We start from the raw sequence: 14,723 nt of genomic DNA, 5'->3' as shown, positions 1-14,723 counted from the left end.
CGGGACAGACGCTCGGTTCCGTGTTTTCGTTCGACGACCCGTTTCAGATGTCCGAGAGCCGTGCGGCCGCGAACGGCACCAGCATCTCCCGTGGCGAGAGTCCCCCGTGGAGACTCCGGTGGGCCAGCGACTCGTGCCAGACGCTCCCCTCGCGGGGCACGACGACCACGTCACCACACCGTTCGCGCGCCCGGAGACCCGGGTCGGGGCCGAACAGTTCGAGATCGGAGAGCACCGTCTCGCGGGTGAACACGTGGGCGTCGGTCGACTCGCGGAGGTGACCGGCGACACGGTCGGTGGTCCCCTCCCGCAGGTGGAGATACACAGACCGGGGGCCGCCGGAGGGGGCGAGCGGTTCGCCGTCGACCCGGACGAGGGCCTCGGAGACGACCGGGTCGGCGGTGAGGTCGGTGCGGGTGTCCGGGGCCGTCGGGACGTGGCCGTGGTCGGCGAGGGCGAGGACGAGCGTGCGCTCCGCGCGGGCCTCGGGGACCGCGTCGAGTGCGCGCTCGACCCCCTCGCAGGCGGTCCGGAGTCCAGCCCGGTAGGCGTCGCTGTCGGGCCCGTGGTCGTGCGAGAGCGCGTCGACGTGCGGCAGGTAACAGTACGTGTAGTCGGCGTGTGCGAGGGCCTCGGCCAGGGCCGCGTCGAGGGAGGGGCCGTCGCTCGCGCTGGCGTCCGCGCCACCCTCGGTCGGGTCGACGGCCTCGTACGGGTGCCGGTCGCTCCCGGCGAGGACGCTCGCGGCGTACCCCGTCCTCACGATGGACCGCGGGACCACCGCGGCACTCGACCGCCCCGCGTCGGTCAGTCGCTCGTGGACCGTGGGACCGTCGTGGAGCGTCTCGCGGTCGGGTCCCACCGCTCGGGCGTCGGTCCCGCCTCGGAGCCGGAACGGGAGCGACTCGAGGACTGACGCCCGATCGGGGAGCCAGCAGTTGTCCGAGACGAGGCCGTGGTCGGCCGGGGTCCGACCGGTGTTGAGCGTCACCAGCGCCGTCGCGGTGGCCGAGGGGAAGGTGGCGGTCAGCGGCGTCACCGTGGCCGCCGTGTCGACCCGGTGGAGGAGGGAGACCTCGGAGGAGTCCCGTCGCCACCGTTGCAGGCCGAGGCCGTCGAGGAGGACCACCACGACCCGGTCGACCCCGTTCCTCGGGACGGGGACGCTCGCCGGGAGCGCCGGGCCGAGGGGGACGTCGAGGACGTCGCCGACGGTACCGGGAACGTTCGAGGTGCAGTACGACTCGTAGTCTGGGCGGACCACGTCCTGGGGACCAGGGGCCCGGAGGCGACGTTCGAGGGCGCCCACATTGGTTACTCATATTTCGAGTAAATAAATTTTGGCGCGTCGCGGACCGACCAGTCGTCTCCGGGGACAGTCCCGCGAACCGACCGTCGGCGGTGGAGTTTTGTCGTCAGCCGTGAACCCCCGGCTATGGACGCAGGACGAACCTGTCTGATAACCGGTGGATCGCGGGGTATCGGGCGGGCTATCGCCGAGGAACTCGGCGGCGAGGGCAACGACGTCGCCGTCAACTACCGCTCCTCGGAGGCCGAGGCCCACGAGGTCGTCGACGCCATCGAGGACGCCGGCGGCCGTGCCATCGCCGTGCAGGGTGACGTCGCAGACCACGCCGAGGTCGAGGTGATGTGCGAGCGCATCCACGACGCGTTCGGACCGGTGGACGTCCTCGTCAACAACGCGGGCATCACCGTGGACAAGAAGTTCGAGCACATGACCCGCGAGGACTGGGACCGGGTGATGCAGGTGAACCTCGGCGGCGTGTTCAACTGCACGCACTGCCTGTTCGACGACATCAAGAAGGCCGAGAACGGCCGGCTCGTCAACATCTCCTCCGTGGTGGGCCAGCAGGGCAACTACGGGCAGGCCAACTACGCGACGACGAAGTCCGGCCTGTTCGGGTTCACCCGGACGCTGGCGCTCGAACTCGCGCGGCACGACTCCACCGCGAACTGTGTCGCGCCCGGCTTCGTCGCCACGGACATGCTGGAGACGGTGCCCGAGCGCGTGAAGGAGAAGATCCTGGACCGCATCCCACTGGGCCGCTTCGCCGAGGTGGAGGACGTCGCCGGCATCGTCCGGTTCGTCGCCAGCGAGGACTCGAGCTACATGACCGGGCAGATCCTCGCCGTCAACGGCGGGATGGAGTGGTAGGCGGGACCTCGTTCTAAGCCACCCGCGTCCGAACCACCGCCCGTGAGAGTCAGCGTCATCGGCGGGAGCACGGTCGACGAAGCCACCTACGAGACGGCCCGCGATGTCGGTCGCCTGCTCGCCGAGCGGGGCCACACCGTCGTCTGCGGGGGCTACGGCGGCGTGATGGAGGCGGTCTGTCGCGGCGCCCGCGAGCACGACGGCGAGACCATCGGTGTGCTGAAAGGGACCGACCCGGCCGAGGGGAACGAGTGGATCACGACGCCCATCGCGACCGGGATGGGCGACGCGCGGAACGCGCTGGTCGTCCTGAACGGCGGGGCGTGTATCGCCATCGACGGGGCGGCCGGGACGCTCTCGGAGCTGGGGATGGCGTTCGTCTACGAGCGTCGCGTCGCGGGGCTGGACACGCACGACTGCTCGGCGTTCGAGGGGTTCCGGGCGGTGGAGACACCGGAGGCGGCGGTGGCGTACGTGGAGCGAGCGGTGGAGTAGCGGGGCTGTGCGGGGCGGTCGGGCTAGCGCACCTACTGGCGGAGGCCCGAAGGGCCGGAGCCAGCGCGCGAGGCGCTCACAGAGCGCCGAGCGAAGTGCAAAAAGTGGCGGTTAATCTTGCGCGATCTGGCTCCCGAACTCCCCCGACAGTCGCTCGGCGTCGCCCGCCTGCACCGCCCACAACCCGGCGTAGAGGCCATCTTGGTCCAGCAGTTCCTCGTGGGTGCCACGCTCGACGATCTCGCCGTCGTCGAGGACGACGATGCCGTCGGCGTCTTTCACCGTCGAGAGGCGGTGGGCGATGACGAACGCGGTGCGGTCCTCGCTGAGCGCGTCGAGCGACTTCTGGATGAGGTACTCCGTCTTCGTGTCGACGGCCGAGGTGGCCTCGTCGAGGACGAGCACCGCGGGGTCCTGCAGGACGACGCGGGCGATGGCGATGCGCTGGCGCTGGCCGCCCGAGAGCTTCACGCCGCGCTCGCCCACGCGGGTCTCGTAGCCGTCGGGGAGCTGGGTGATGAACTCGTGGGCCTCGGCGGCGCGGGCGGCCTCCCGGACGGCCTCGTCGCTCGCGCCGAAGCGACCGTACTCGATGTTCTCGGCGATGGTGCCGTCGAAGAGGAACGTGTCCTGTCCGACGTAGCCCACGGCGTCGCGCAGGCTCTCGATGGAGACGTCGCGCACGTCGTGGCCGTCGAGCGTGATGGCGCCCTCGTCCACGTCGTAGAGCCTGAGCAGGAGCTTCAGCAGGGTTGACTTCCCCGCCCCGGTGGGACCCACGACGCCGACGGTCTCGCCCGGTTCGGCCCGCGTGGAGACGTCACGGACGACCGTCTCCTCGCCGCGGCCCTCGGCGCCGTCCGCCCGGCCGGGGATCCCGTCGTAGGCGAACGAGACGTCGTCGTAGACGACGCGGCCCTCGGGGTCGGTCAGGTCGACGGCGTCCTCGCTGGACCGGACGCGGGCCGGGATGTCCATCAGTCCGAACACGCGCTCGCTGGATGCCTTTGCGTTCTCGTACTGGTCGACGATGTTCGACACCTCGGCGAGCGGCGTGACGAACCGCTGGGTGAGGAAGACGAACGTGACGAACGTCCCGATCTCGAGTTCCCGGCCGACGCCGAGCGGCGGGCCGTAGACGAGCCAGTAGCCCCCGACGCCGAACGTGGCGACGAACGCGACGCCGGCGAGCAGTTCCATCCCCGGCCGGTAGAAGTAGGCGAGGCGGAGCATCGACATCGTGTCCTCGAACAGGCGGTAGGAGGCGTCACGGACCCGGCCAGTCTCGTACGGTTCGCTGGCGGTGGTCTTCGTCAGTTCGACGCCGGAGATGGCGTTCTCCAGTCGCGTGTTGAGGTTGCCGACGCTGGCGCGGCGGCGGGCGTAGCGTGGCTCGGCGACCCTCATGAACCAGACGGTGAACACGAGCATCCCGGGGACGATTATCAGGGTGACGGCGGCGAGGACCGGGTTGAGGTAGAGGAGGATGCCGGCGATGCCGAGCACCATCGCGCCCAGCCTGACCGAGTTCGTCAGGGCGTTGTCGAGGAACATCTCGAGGTTCTCCGTGTCCGACGAGAGGATCGACATGACCTCGCCGGTCTGCTTGTCGTCGAAGAAGGCCATGTCGAGCGCCTGCATCTTCTCGAAGCAGTCCACCCGGACGTCGTGCATCACGCCGTGGGCGAACTCGTTGGCCGCGACGCCGTAGACCCACGTGGCGAGGGCGGTCAGGACGAACGCGCCCCCGATGACCCCGACGGCGAAGAGGAACTGGCCGTCGGTGCCCGTCGGGATCCAGCCGGCGGGGACGAGCGGCAGGGAGAACGTGCCGCCCCGGAGGACACCGTCGATGGCCGCCCCGAGGACCACCGGCGGGGCGAGCGAGGCGAACTGGGCGACGAGGTTGCCGAGCAGGCCGACGACGAACCACTCCTTTCGGGGGGTGCCGTAGGTCCGGGCGAGCCGTCGCATCGGCCGCTCGACGTCGGCGCGATAGCGGTCGAAGACGCTCTCGTCGGAACTCACTGCCACCACCGACGGCCGGCGGGCCGATAGGGGTTACTCTCGCTCATCGAGGGGCCTGTGCGGGCGGATTGTCGGGCCCTCCGGGCCGGGACCGACACTCGCCTCGACGCCGAACACGTCGGCCAGCAGGTCCTCTGTCACCACCTCGTCCGGCGGCCCCCAGTCGTAGGGCGTCCCGTCCCGGAGGGCGACGAGGTTGTCGGCGAACCGGGCCGCCTGCGAGATGTCGTGGAGGACGACCCCGACCGTGACCCCGCGCTCGCGGTTGAGTTGCCGGACCGTCTCCAGCACCCCGAGCTGGTGGCGCAGGTCGAGGAACGTCGTCGGCTCGTCCAGCAGGAGGACGTCCGTCTCCTGTGCGAGCGTCATCGCGATCCACGCCAGTTGCTTCTGCCCGCCGGAGAGGTTCCCGAGCTCCCGCTCGCGCAGGTGGCCGACACCCGCGAGGTCGATGGCCCGCTCGACGGCCTCGCGGTCGGCCTCGGTGACGGCCTCCATGAACCCCCGGTGCGGGTAGCGCCCGTGGAGAACGAGATCCTCGACGGTGAGCGAACCCGGTGACTCCCGTTCCTGTGAGAGCAGTCCGAGTCGGCGGGCGCGTCGTTTGTCGGCCATCCCGTACACGTCCTCCCCGTCGAGTTCGACCGCACCGCCCCACGGTTCGAGTTGCCCGGAGAGCGCCTTCAGCAGGGTCGACTTGCCCGAGCCGTTCGGGCCGACGAGCGCCGTCACCTCGCCCGCCGGGAGGACGACCCGCTCGCACTCGACGACGGGGTCGTCGGTGGCCGGATAACCGACCTCGAGGTCGCGGCCGACGAGGTCGATGGGGTCCGTCGACGGGGTGCCCTCGGCCTCCGTCTCCTCCGCCCCCTCCGTCTCGCCCGTCTCGGGCGCGTCGCTCCGGCTCATAGTTCACCGAGTGACTGGCGTTTCCGCATCAGGTAGAGGAAGTACGGCCCACCGACGAGACCGGTGACGATGCCGACCGGGAGCTGGGTGGGCGAGGCGAACACCACCTCGAAGAACAGTCGCGCACCGAGGTCCGCGCCGACGAGCAGGGCCGGCCCGAGGAACGCACAGCCCACGAGCAGGCGCTTGTGGTCACCGCCGACCAGCACCCGGACCGCGTGCGGGACGATGAGGCCGACGAAGCCGACGATGCCGGCGACCGCCACGGACGCGGCCGCGGCGACGATGGCCAGCGCGGAGAGGAGGAACCGGGTCCGCTCGACGCGCATCCCGAGCGCGCTGGCGGTCCCCTCGCCGAGCAGGAGGACGTTCAGTTGCCGGGCGCCGAGGACGAGGCCGGGGAGGACGACGAGGACGGTGGCGGGCCACACGGTGCGGACCTGCTCCCAGTCGACGCCGGTGAGCGACCCGGTGGTCCACGCGATGGCCGCCTGCACGGTGCCGATGTCGCCCGCGAAGAAGAACAACGCCGTCTGCAGCGAGTTGAGGACCGTCCCGACGATGACGCCGGCGAGGACGAGCCGGACGGGCGAGGTGCCGCCCTGCCACGCGATGGCGTAGACGACGAGGAACGCGAGCGTGCCGCCCAGCGCCGCGGTCAGCGGGAGGAACGCAGCGAACGTCGGCACGAGCACGAGCGTCACCAGCACGGCGAACCCGGCCCCGGAGGAGACCCCGAGGATGAACGGACTCGCCAGTTCGTTCCGCGTGACCGCCTGGAAGATGGCTCCGGAGATAGCGAGGTTGAAGCCGACGAACGCCGCGACGAGCACCCGCGGCAGGCGGATGTTCCAGACGATGAGCGTCTCCTTCGGCAGGTCCACCTCGGTGGCGAGGCCGAGCGACTCGGCGAGGCCGTCGCCGAACAGGAACGAGACGATGACGCCCGGGTTCGTCCAGACGAGCGGGTCGAGCACCGCGCTCCACGCCTGGAACACGGACATAGAGAACGTGCCGTAGCTGACCTGTATCAGACCAGCGAGGCCGGCGACCGCGAGGCTCCCCGCACAGGTCAGCGCGAGCGAGCGGTCCAGCCAGCCGAACCGCTCGCCGTAGCGAGCCCCCGTCTCGGTCTCCGTCTCAGTCGCCACCGTCTCCCTCCATCTTGATTTTAGGCCGGCCTAACACGACTTGTGGGTTGCGGTCCCCGTTCGCTCCGACGGTCACCGGCGCACCCGGACGGGGTTCCCGGCCGAGAGGAACCGCTCGCCATCCTCACCGAACGCGAGGGTGCCGTCCGCGTCCCGGTAGACGGTCCAGTCGGGGAGTTCCGGGATGTCGTAGTCCGACGGCTCGCGATAGTTCGCGGCGATACACCACCGGCGGACGCGCATCGCGCCACCCGCTGGCGGGCTGGTGGCGTCGTCGTCCGCGTCCACCGACCCCGACCCGCGTTCGCCGTCAGTCGTCACCGCTCGCCTCCACGCCGTCGAGTCCGGCGGCGTACTCGCGGATGCGCTCGTCATCCACGGCGTCCAGCACCGCCTCGGAGTCGAGGCGTCGGGCCAGTTCGCGGTGGCCCGTCTCGCGCCGCCGCTCGACCTCCGCTTCCGGAATCTGCCAGTCCTGCTGTTCCTCGGCGAGCGCGCGGGCACGCTCCCGGGCCGTCTCCTCGTCCATCGACTCGGGGGCGCGCTCGGCGTAGTACCCCGTGACGGTCTCCAGCCACTCTTCGCCCGCGTAGCGACCCTGCTTTACCACCCAGTCGGTGTGCGAGGCCGCCTCGGCCCACAGCCCCGCGGCCTCGTTGCGGTCGGTGAGGAGGCCGACGCCGACGCGCGCCCCGTGGCCGACGGCGATAGCGACCTGACTCTCGACGCCCCCCAGCGGGCCCGCGACGTAGAGTCCGTCGACGGCGGTGCGGCCGTGCTCGTCGGGGTGGTCGTAGTCGAAATGTCGGCTCTCCTCGCCGTCCTCGTCCGTCTCGACCACGGCGAACGCGTCGTGGAGGTCCAGTAGGTACGAGTCGTCGTACGTGCTGGCCGCCACCACGCGCTCTGTGGTCAGTTCGCGACCCTCCTGTGTCGTGACCCGGAACCCGGTCTCCAGCGGCTCGACCGACGCCACGAGGTCGTCGACGACCTCGCCGCCGGCCTCACGGACGTGGTCGTGGAACAGGTCGTAGGCCGTCTCGACGTCCACGCCCGCCGGGAAGCCGAGGTAGTTCTCCAGATAGGCACACTGCCGGAGCGACGAGTTCCCCCGGTCGAAGACCACGGTGTCGAGCCCCTCGCGAGCGGTGAAGACGGCCGCCGAACTGCCGGCCGGGCCGCCACCGACGACGCAGACGTCGTGGTCGAACGCGATGGTCATCCGTCTCCGTTCACGATGTCCGCGACCCGCTGGCGGTCGAACAACCGCTCCTCGGTCGGCAGCTCCGGGTACGGCCCGTTCTCGTAGTCGGGCCACGCGCCGAACCGCTCGGGGTAGAGCTGTTTCGCTGTCATCTCGAGCTGGAACAGGTTCAGTATCGGCCCCTGGTATCGGGCGCCCTGTGCGTGGACCCGGCCCTCCGCGACGGCGGTCATCTCACCGGCGACGGGGTTCGAGGCGAGCGTCTCGCGCACCGTCGCCATGTCGGTGGTGGGGAGCATCCCGCCGAGGTAGAGCACCACGTCCGGGTCGGCCTCCAGCAATGCCTCGAAGTCCACCGTCGACCCCGACTCGACGGAGCCCTCGAAGGCGTCCCGTGGAGCGAGCGGACGGGTGTGAGCCGTCAGGAAGCCTGGAGTGCTCAGCGTGTAGGCGTAGATGGTCTCCAGGTCGGCAGAGGAGAACATCACCGCGCTCGGGCGCTCGGACTCGGGCGGCAGGCCGTCTTCGATGGTTTCCAGCAGGTCGTTGTGGACCGCGGCAAGCGCCTCGTATCGCTCGCGTTCGCGGAACGCGTCCGCGACGAGGCCGAACTGCTCCCACAGGCCGTAGTACTCGTAGCCCTCGGCCCACTCGGCCGATGGCTCCTGGTGGCGGTCACTGAGCGAGTTCCCGAACCACGGGCCGACGTTCTCGGCCACCTCCTCGATAGCCGAGCGGTCCCAGTTGTCGAGTTGCGTGACCCACGCCGGGTCCGCGAGGTGGATATCGCTGTCGAGTTCGTAGAGCTGCTCCTTCTCGGCCTGCCACGAGGAGTACAGCCCCGTCCAGTCGAGCGTGACGCCCGGTAGTCGCTCGACGAACTGGTTCCACAGCGAGTCGTAGTAGTCGGGCGCGTGCATCGCGTTGATACCGTCGCCCTTCCCGAGCGCGAACGCCATGTCGGCGTGGTGGGTGAGCCGCGTGAACACCGTCTCGGGGGGCTCCTCGAACTCGACGGTGCCGACGGGTGACATCGTCACCGAGTAGCCCGCTTCGGCTGCCGCGTCCGGTTCGGTCGTGGTCGCTTCTCTCGGCGTTTCGGTTGCCGTTCCCTCGGCGGAGTCAGGGGTCGTCCCACCAGTACAGCCGGCGAGCAGACCCGCACCACCAGCGATACCGCCGTACTTGATGACGTCACGTCGCGTGGGTCGCTCGGGCATCAGAGATCACCCGCGAGGATGTCCACCACCCGCTCACGTGAGAACAGCCGTTCCTCCTCCGGAACGTCCAGCGGCGCGTCGAGGTCGAGTTCCCCGAACTCCTCGGGGTAGAACAGCCGCGCGACGAGTTCGGTCTGGAAGGCGTTGACGAGCGGCCCCTGCTCGGCGGTCGGCCCGGGGAGGACGCGGCCCTCCTGCACCGCGGTCAGTTCGCTCCCGGTGTCGTCCTCCTCCATCGGCGCGACGAACTTCTCGTGGAACTGCTCGGCGTCGAACGCGCCGTCGCCGCCCCACGTCACCGAGCCCTGCGTGATACCCCAGTGGACGAGGATGATGTCGGGGTCCACCTCGAGCATCGTCTCGTAGTCGGTCAGGCCGTACTGGCCGGTCTCGACGCCCTCGAAGGCGTCGGCCTCGACGAGCCCGAGGTCGCGATACGGCTTCATCTCGTAGCCGTCCTGCGCGAGGTTGAGGACGTAGAACTCGCCGTTCGCCGGTGCGGACCCGCTGTTGATGAGCGCGATGGACGGCGTCTCGCCGTCGGGGATCCGTGGCTGTACTGCCGACTGGAGGTCGTCGTGGAGGTCGAGCCACGCCTGCGCTCGGGCCTCCTCGTCGAGGACGGTCCCGACCGTCTCGAACGCCTCCAGCATCGTCGGCGCCCCCTCGGGGTAGCCGAGTTCCTGCTGCCACTCGCCGCGGATACGGCGGTTGTGACAGCCGAAGAACGGGGCGACGTTCTCCTCGATCTCGGCCGTATCTTCCTCGGCCCAGTTGTCGTCCCACTGGGTGAGGAGGTTCGGGTCGAAGAGGAACACGTCAGGGTCACGCTCGTACATGACCTCCTTCGACCAGCCGCCGCTCTGCCAGAGCGCCGGGTAGTCGTTGTCCCACTCGACGTCGAACCGGTCGTAGAACAGCGTGGGCGCGCTCAGCCGGTTCGTCCGGAGCGTGTCGGCCTGCCCGAGCGAGACGACCATGTCCGCCCAGCCCATGTTGTAGGTGGTCACGGACTGGGGGACCGACTCGAACTCGACCTCGCCGACGGGGAACAGTTCGGCCGTGTAGCTCGGGTCCGCGGTCGGGGTCGCGGTCTCGGTCGCGCTGTCGGTCTCCGTCCCCTCGGGCGTCGCACCCGAGTCGGACTGGCTCGCACAGCCAGCCAGCATCCCGGCACCACCCGCGATACCGCCGTACTTGATGACGTCTCGTCGCGTGGGTCGCTCGGGCATCAGAGCTCACCCCGCGCGATGGCCGCGACCCGGGCGTGGTCGAACAGCTGTTCGTCCTCGTCGAAGTCCGGGTATGTGTCTCCCTCCTCGAAGCGGGGCCACTCGCCGAACTGCTCGGGGTAGAGCTGTTTCGCGGTCATCTCGACCTGCAGGAGGTTCTGGAGCGGCCCCTGGAACGACTGGCCGGAGGCGTAGAAGCGGTCGTTCTTGACCGCGGTCAGTTCCTTGCCCACGTCGTTGTCTGTGACCTCCTCCTGGACCTTGGTCCAGTCGTAGAACGGCGTCACGGCGAAGTTGTGGAGGATGACGTCGGGGTCGATCTCGAGGAGTCCCTCGAAGTCGTATGCCGCGTTGTAGTTCTCGTCGTACGTTCGGTCGGAGTCGGCGAACGCGTCGATGGCACCCATCGGCCGGGTGTGGGCCTTCCCGAAGCCCGGCCCGGAGATCTTGTAGGGGTAGAACTGGCCGTCGTAGTACGACAGCAGGCCGACCTGTGGCCGTTCGTCCTTCGGGGGCAGGTTCGCGCGGATGGTACCGTAGAGTGACTCGTACTCGGCTTTCAGCGCCTCGAATCGCTCGGGTTCCTGGAACACCTGCGACACCTTCCCCGTCAGTTCCCAGAGCGTGTAGTAGCGGTAGCCCTCGCGCCACCCCTCCGGCGGTTGGGTGTGCTGTCGGCTGTAGCGGTTCGCGAAGAACGGCCCGACGGTGTCCCGAATCTCCTCGGTGTCGGCCTTCGACCAGCCTTCGAACCCCGAGAGCCACGCCGGATCCATCAGGTGGACGTCGCTGTCCAGTTCGTAGAGCAGTTCCTTGTCGAACGAACCGTTCGAGAACAGCTGCGTGAGGTCGTCCGTCGGTGGAATATCGACTCCGTCAAGGTGCGTGAAGAAGTAGTCCATCGTCTCGGCGTAGCCGAGAAAGCCCATCGAGTTCAGCGAGTCCGCGTGGCCGAGCGCTGCCAGCATGTCGATGTACTGCGGGCTGTAGGCCATCACGTTCGACGGCACCTCCTCGAACGTGACCTCGCCGACCGGCGAGAGTTCGACCGTGTAGCTCGGGTCTTCGGTGGGGGTCGCGCTCTCGGTCGGCGTCTCCGTCGGGTCGTCGCCCGGTTCGGGCGTCTGGTCCGCGTTCCCGGTACAGCCGGCGAGCAGACTCGCACCGCCAGCGATGCCGCCGTACTTGATGACGTCGCGCCGCGTCCGTCCTGGTGACATATGTTTTAGGCTCGCCTAATCAACCATCAATCCACCGATTTTTAGGCCAGCCTAAATCGAGCGTGAGTGGCTAGTCGGGCGTTCAGAACGGCCTGCCACCGGGACCCACTCCGGGCGGGAGTCCCGGCGGGCCGTCCGGTTCGTCGGGCACACCGACACGCTCGGCCACGGCGTCGTGTCCCCCTCGGAGGTCGGCGCCCAGTCGCTCACGGGTCGACGAGTCGGGGTCGCGAGCGAACGCGGCACGCTCGGCCGCGAACGCGTGGGCGTCGTCGCCGTCTTCAGCTGGCGTCGGCGGGTCACAGTCGACGCCCGCGTACCCGAGTGCCTCGGCCGCCCGCCCGGCGACGTGCGGGTCCTCGTCCTCAAGTCGCTCGCGCAGGCGGTCGGCCACCGCCTCGACCCGGCCCGGGTGCGCGACGGCGAGCGCCGCCAGCGCCGTGGCGAGGTGGTAACGTACCCGGACGTCGCCGTCCCCGAGCGAGTCGGCGAGGTCGGGGCTCACCGTCCGGAGCGCGTCGGGCACGCCGAGCGCCACGTCCGCCAGCGCACCCGCGTAACGTTCGCGGGACTCCTCGCGTTCGAGTGAGAGCCCGTTGAGCAGGCGGGCCACGAGGGTCGGGTCGGCCCCGCCCGTCGCGCGAGCGACCCGTCCGAGCGCCTGTGCGGCCCGGCCGCGGACGTAGTAGAACTCGTCGTCGAGCGCCGCACGGAGCGGCTCGGTCGGAACCGCCGTCGGATCTGCCTCGGCGACGGCGAGGAACGTCTTGGCGGTCAGCAGTCGCACCGTGTCGGCCTCGTCGTCGAACAGGACCGCGAGTCCGGGGAGAGCGTCTGCCACGCTCGCCGGGTCGGCCTCGGCACGGTCACGGACGGCGCGGATGGTGTCGGCACGGGCGTCGGGGGCGGCCGGAAGCGCCGCCGCGAGTCGGTCGGGCCCCTCGCGGGCGGCCAGCAACGGGGGGGTTGACTCCTCGTCGGTCACGTCATCCTCCGGGTGCGGCGGGGGCATCAATCCCGGTGGCGCGCGAAGCTCGCCGGGCACGCCCCCGGTCACGTCGTCACCGCTCGCGCCCCATCGCCTCCAGTTGCCGCTCGACCACCTCGTCGTCGAGGAGCGTCTCCGGGCCGACGAGGTCGACCACGGGTGCGTTCTCGACGCGGAGCCACTCGTCGGAGCCGGCACCGGCCAGCGTGACCGTCCGGCGCGTCCGCGGGAGACCGTTCGCCCGCCGGTCGGCCGTCGTCTCGCGGACGCTGGCGAACCCGAGCGACGTGTCCCGCGCCTCGCAGACTGCGAGGTCGTAGGAGGGGAGCCCCGGGTCGAGGTTCCGGAGCGCCGTCCGGTAGTCGACCGCCGCGTCGCGGGCGCGTTCGGCGTCCGCGAACGACGCGAACCGGGCGTCCGAGACGGGCGGCGGACTCACGCCGGTCTCGGCGCAGGCGACCGTGAACGGGCCCTCGTCGGCGACGAGCGCCGCCACCCGGTCGCGAGCCCGGAGCAGCGGTGACTCGTAGGCGGGCGTCTCCGTCGACTCGTCGCTCGCGGGCGGCATCTCAGTTCTCGCCGGCCACGATGTCGCTCACGCGGCCCCGGTCGAACAGTTCGCCCGAGAACGTCTCGGGGAAGAACCCGGTCGCGTACCGCTCCAGCAGGAACAGGTGGTGGAGCGGGCCGGCGTAGATGGGCCCGCCGCGGAACACCTGCCCCTCCTGGACGGCGGTGAGGTCGCTCGCCACGCTGTGCTCGCGCATGAACGCGAGGACGGTGTCGCGGAACTCCTGCTCGGTCTTGGTCTCGTGGCCCCGCACCAGGATCGAGTCGGGGTCCACCTCCAGCATCGTCTCGTAGTCGATCTGGCCCCGGTCGTTCGTCGAGAGCCCCTCGATACCCGTCCCGGCCAGCGCGTCGGTGATGCCGAGGTCGTGGAACTGCTTCTTGTTCGTCCCCTCGTCGCTCACACGGTAGGGGTAGAACGCCTCGGGGTCGTCGGCCGCGGCGAACGTGAGCAGCGCGTTCGGCCGGTCGCCCTCGGACGGGAGTTCCGACTGCACGCGCTCGACGTACTCGTCGTGGAGTGCGCGGAAGGCCTCGAACTTCGCCTCCTCCCGGTGGACCTGTGCGACCTTCTCGAACGCCTCGTACAGCGTGTAGTAGCGGTAGTCGTGCCACGAGTCGGTGCGCCGGAAGATGGTGTTCCCGAGGAACGGCGCGACGTTCTCGCGCACCTCCGCGACGTCGGCCTCGTCCAGGCCGAAGAAGGAGTTGTGCACGAGCCACTGCGGGTCGACGAGGTGGAGGTCCGCGTCCAGTTCGTAGAACACCTCCTTGTCGATGCCGCTGTCGCCGTTCAACTTCGTCAGCGAGTCGACGTCGAAGCGCACCCCGTCCAGTTCGTCGTAGTGGCTCGTGTGGAACCGGGAGGGGAGCCCCATCGAGACGACCGAGTCGCCGTGGCCGAGCGCCACCGCCATGTCGCCGTAGTCGGGGAAGTAGTGCGTGACCGACTCGGGCGGGGCGTCGAACGTCACCGTCCCGGCCGGTGCCATCTCGACGTCGTACGACGAGTCGGGTGTCGCCGTCTCGGTCGCCGTGTCCGCGGGTGTACTCGTCGGTGTCCCGTCGTCGCCGGTGTCGGTACTCGTACAGCCAGCGAGGAGCGCCGTGGCCGCCGCACCACCGGCCAGCAGGCCTCGTCGCGTCGGTCGTTCCATGAGTTTTAGGCCAGCCTAAGGATACAAGAATCCGTCGAATTTTAGGCCGCCCGAAAGCACGGCTCGCGAGGGACCCCGCCCGGGTCGCCCGCTACTCCTCCAGCGGCACGAGGAACAGCAGCGGGACCAGCAGACACGAGAGCACGCCCAGCGCGCGGACCCGCCGGTCCGTCTCGTCGCGCGGGACGAACGAGACGTCGAGCGCCGCGTCGTACACCATCCGTACGAGGTCGGTCAGCAGGCCGGGGAAGGCGAGGTGCGCGAGGCCGTTCAGCAACGCCCCGACGGCGAGCACTCGCCGCTCGGTCCGGGTGAGTCGCAGTTCCATGCCCCACCGGACGCGGGGCGGCGGCATAACTCCCTGTCCCCCGGC

At 69.9% G+C, this 14,723-nt stretch carries 15 protein-coding genes; 2 read left to right on the top strand and 13 right to left on the bottom strand.

Going from position 1 to position 14,723, the window contains the following annotated elements; translation table 11 throughout:
* Window positions 1-43: 43 nt before the first annotated feature.
* Window positions 44-1,309, bottom strand: coding sequence for an alkaline phosphatase family protein (locus tag N0B31_RS17035; protein ID WP_260592819.1), 1,266 nt, complete (start codon window positions 1,307-1,309; stop codon window positions 44-46).
* A 126-nt stretch (window positions 1,310-1,435) separates the two neighbouring features.
* On the opposite strand from N0B31_RS17035, the gene fabG reads away from it, so the two are divergent.
* Window positions 1,436-2,176: a 3-oxoacyl-[acyl-carrier-protein] reductase gene (gene fabG, locus N0B31_RS17030; protein WP_260592818.1), complete on the top strand. Its 741-nt coding sequence runs from the start codon at window positions 1,436-1,438 to the stop codon at window positions 2,174-2,176.
* Window positions 2,177-2,218: 42 nt separating this feature from the next.
* Complete coding sequence (locus N0B31_RS17025; protein ID WP_260592817.1) at window positions 2,219-2,671, top strand: TIGR00725 family protein; 453 nt, start codon at window positions 2,219-2,221, stop codon at window positions 2,669-2,671.
* A gap of 111 nt (window positions 2,672-2,782) precedes the next feature.
* On the opposite strand, the gene N0B31_RS17020 is transcribed toward N0B31_RS17025, so the two are convergent.
* The 12 genes from N0B31_RS17020 to N0B31_RS16965 form a co-directional block, all read right to left on the bottom strand.
* The gene (locus N0B31_RS17020) at window positions 2,783-4,705 is read right to left on the bottom strand and encodes an ABC transporter ATP-binding protein (protein ID WP_368389195.1); all 1,923 of its coding nucleotides are present in this window, start codon (window positions 4,703-4,705) and stop codon (window positions 2,783-2,785) included.
* A 27-nt stretch (window positions 4,706-4,732) separates the two neighbouring features.
* Window positions 4,733-5,608 (bottom strand): ABC transporter ATP-binding protein, encoded by an 876-nt coding sequence (locus tag N0B31_RS17015; protein ID WP_260592816.1) that lies wholly within the window; start codon window positions 5,606-5,608, stop codon window positions 4,733-4,735.
* Window positions 5,605-6,759, bottom strand: a complete 1,155-nt coding sequence (locus N0B31_RS17010) for a FecCD family ABC transporter permease (protein ID WP_380628100.1) — start codon at window positions 6,757-6,759, stop codon at window positions 5,605-5,607. Before N0B31_RS17010 ends, N0B31_RS17015 begins: the two co-directional genes overlap by 4 nt.
* A gap of 72 nt (window positions 6,760-6,831) precedes the next feature.
* Complete coding sequence (locus N0B31_RS17005; RefSeq protein WP_260592815.1) at window positions 6,832-7,080, bottom strand: hypothetical protein; 249 nt, start codon at window positions 7,078-7,080, stop codon at window positions 6,832-6,834.
* Window positions 7,070-7,981 carry an NAD(P)/FAD-dependent oxidoreductase gene (locus N0B31_RS17000; RefSeq protein WP_260592814.1) on the bottom strand — a complete coding sequence of 304 codons (912 nt, stop codon included), beginning with the start codon at window positions 7,979-7,981 and terminating at the stop codon, window positions 7,070-7,072. Before N0B31_RS17000 ends, N0B31_RS17005 begins: the two co-directional genes overlap by 11 nt.
* Window positions 7,978-9,183: an ABC transporter substrate-binding protein gene (locus N0B31_RS16995; RefSeq protein WP_260592813.1), complete on the bottom strand. Its 1,206-nt coding sequence runs from the start codon at window positions 9,181-9,183 to the stop codon at window positions 7,978-7,980. Before N0B31_RS16995 ends, N0B31_RS17000 begins: the two co-directional genes overlap by 4 nt.
* Window positions 9,183-10,415: an ABC transporter substrate-binding protein gene (locus N0B31_RS16990; RefSeq protein ID WP_260592812.1), complete on the bottom strand. Its 1,233-nt coding sequence runs from the start codon at window positions 10,413-10,415 to the stop codon at window positions 9,183-9,185. Before N0B31_RS16990 ends, N0B31_RS16995 begins: the two co-directional genes overlap by 1 nt.
* Window positions 10,415-11,635 carry an ABC transporter substrate-binding protein gene (locus tag N0B31_RS16985; RefSeq protein ID WP_260592811.1) on the bottom strand — a complete coding sequence of 407 codons (1,221 nt, stop codon included), beginning with the start codon at window positions 11,633-11,635 and terminating at the stop codon, window positions 10,415-10,417. The genes N0B31_RS16990 and N0B31_RS16985 overlap by 1 nt, the downstream gene beginning before the upstream one ends.
* 82 nt (window positions 11,636-11,717) lie before the next feature.
* Window positions 11,718-12,620: a HEAT repeat domain-containing protein gene (locus N0B31_RS16980; protein WP_260592810.1), complete on the bottom strand. Its 903-nt coding sequence runs from the start codon at window positions 12,618-12,620 to the stop codon at window positions 11,718-11,720.
* Window positions 12,621-12,696: 76 nt separating this feature from the next.
* Window positions 12,697-13,191: a DUF7552 domain-containing protein gene (locus N0B31_RS16975; RefSeq protein ID WP_260592809.1), complete on the bottom strand. Its 495-nt coding sequence runs from the start codon at window positions 13,189-13,191 to the stop codon at window positions 12,697-12,699.
* Window position 13,192: 1 nt separating this feature from the next.
* Window positions 13,193-14,350, bottom strand: a complete 1,158-nt coding sequence (locus N0B31_RS16970) for an ABC transporter substrate-binding protein (protein WP_260592808.1) — start codon at window positions 14,348-14,350, stop codon at window positions 13,193-13,195.
* Between the two features lie 91 nt (window positions 14,351-14,441).
* Window positions 14,442-14,678, bottom strand: a complete 237-nt coding sequence (locus N0B31_RS16965; protein ID WP_260592807.1) for a hypothetical protein — start codon at window positions 14,676-14,678, stop codon at window positions 14,442-14,444.
* Window positions 14,679-14,723: the final 45 nt, after the last annotated feature.

This window comes from Salinirubellus salinus (assembly GCF_025231485.1).
GTDB lineage: Archaea > Halobacteriota > Halobacteria > Halobacteriales > Haloarculaceae > Salinirubellus > Salinirubellus salinus.
This window is presented reverse-complemented; position numbering and strand designations above follow the sequence as displayed.

Excerpts from the sequence above, each read along its gene's own strand:
- N0B31_RS16985 (WP_260592811.1), bottom strand. The coding sequence starts at position 11,635 with ATGTCACCAGGACGGACGCGGCGCGACGTCATCAAGTACGGCGGCATC.
- N0B31_RS16970 (WP_260592808.1), bottom strand. The coding sequence starts at position 14,350 with ATGGAACGACCGACGCGACGAGGCCTGCTGGCCGGTGGTGCGGCGGCC.
- N0B31_RS16990 (WP_260592812.1), bottom strand. The coding sequence starts at position 10,415 with ATGCCCGAGCGACCCACGCGACGAGACGTCATCAAGTACGGCGGTATC.
- N0B31_RS16965 (WP_260592807.1), bottom strand. The coding sequence starts at position 14,678 with ATGGAACTGCGACTCACCCGGACCGAGCGGCGAGTGCTCGCCGTCGGG.
- N0B31_RS16975 (WP_260592809.1), bottom strand. The coding sequence starts at position 13,191 with ATGCCGCCCGCGAGCGACGAGTCGACGGAGACGCCCGCCTACGAGTCA.
- fabG (WP_260592818.1), top strand. The coding sequence starts at position 1,436 with ATGGACGCAGGACGAACCTGTCTGATAACCGGTGGATCGCGGGGTATC.
- N0B31_RS17000 (WP_260592814.1), bottom strand. The coding sequence starts at position 7,981 with ATGACCATCGCGTTCGACCACGACGTCTGCGTCGTCGGTGGCGGCCCG.
- N0B31_RS17015 (WP_260592816.1), bottom strand. The coding sequence starts at position 5,608 with ATGAGCCGGAGCGACGCGCCCGAGACGGGCGAGACGGAGGGGGCGGAG.
- N0B31_RS16995 (WP_260592813.1), bottom strand. The coding sequence starts at position 9,183 with ATGCCCGAGCGACCCACGCGACGTGACGTCATCAAGTACGGCGGTATC.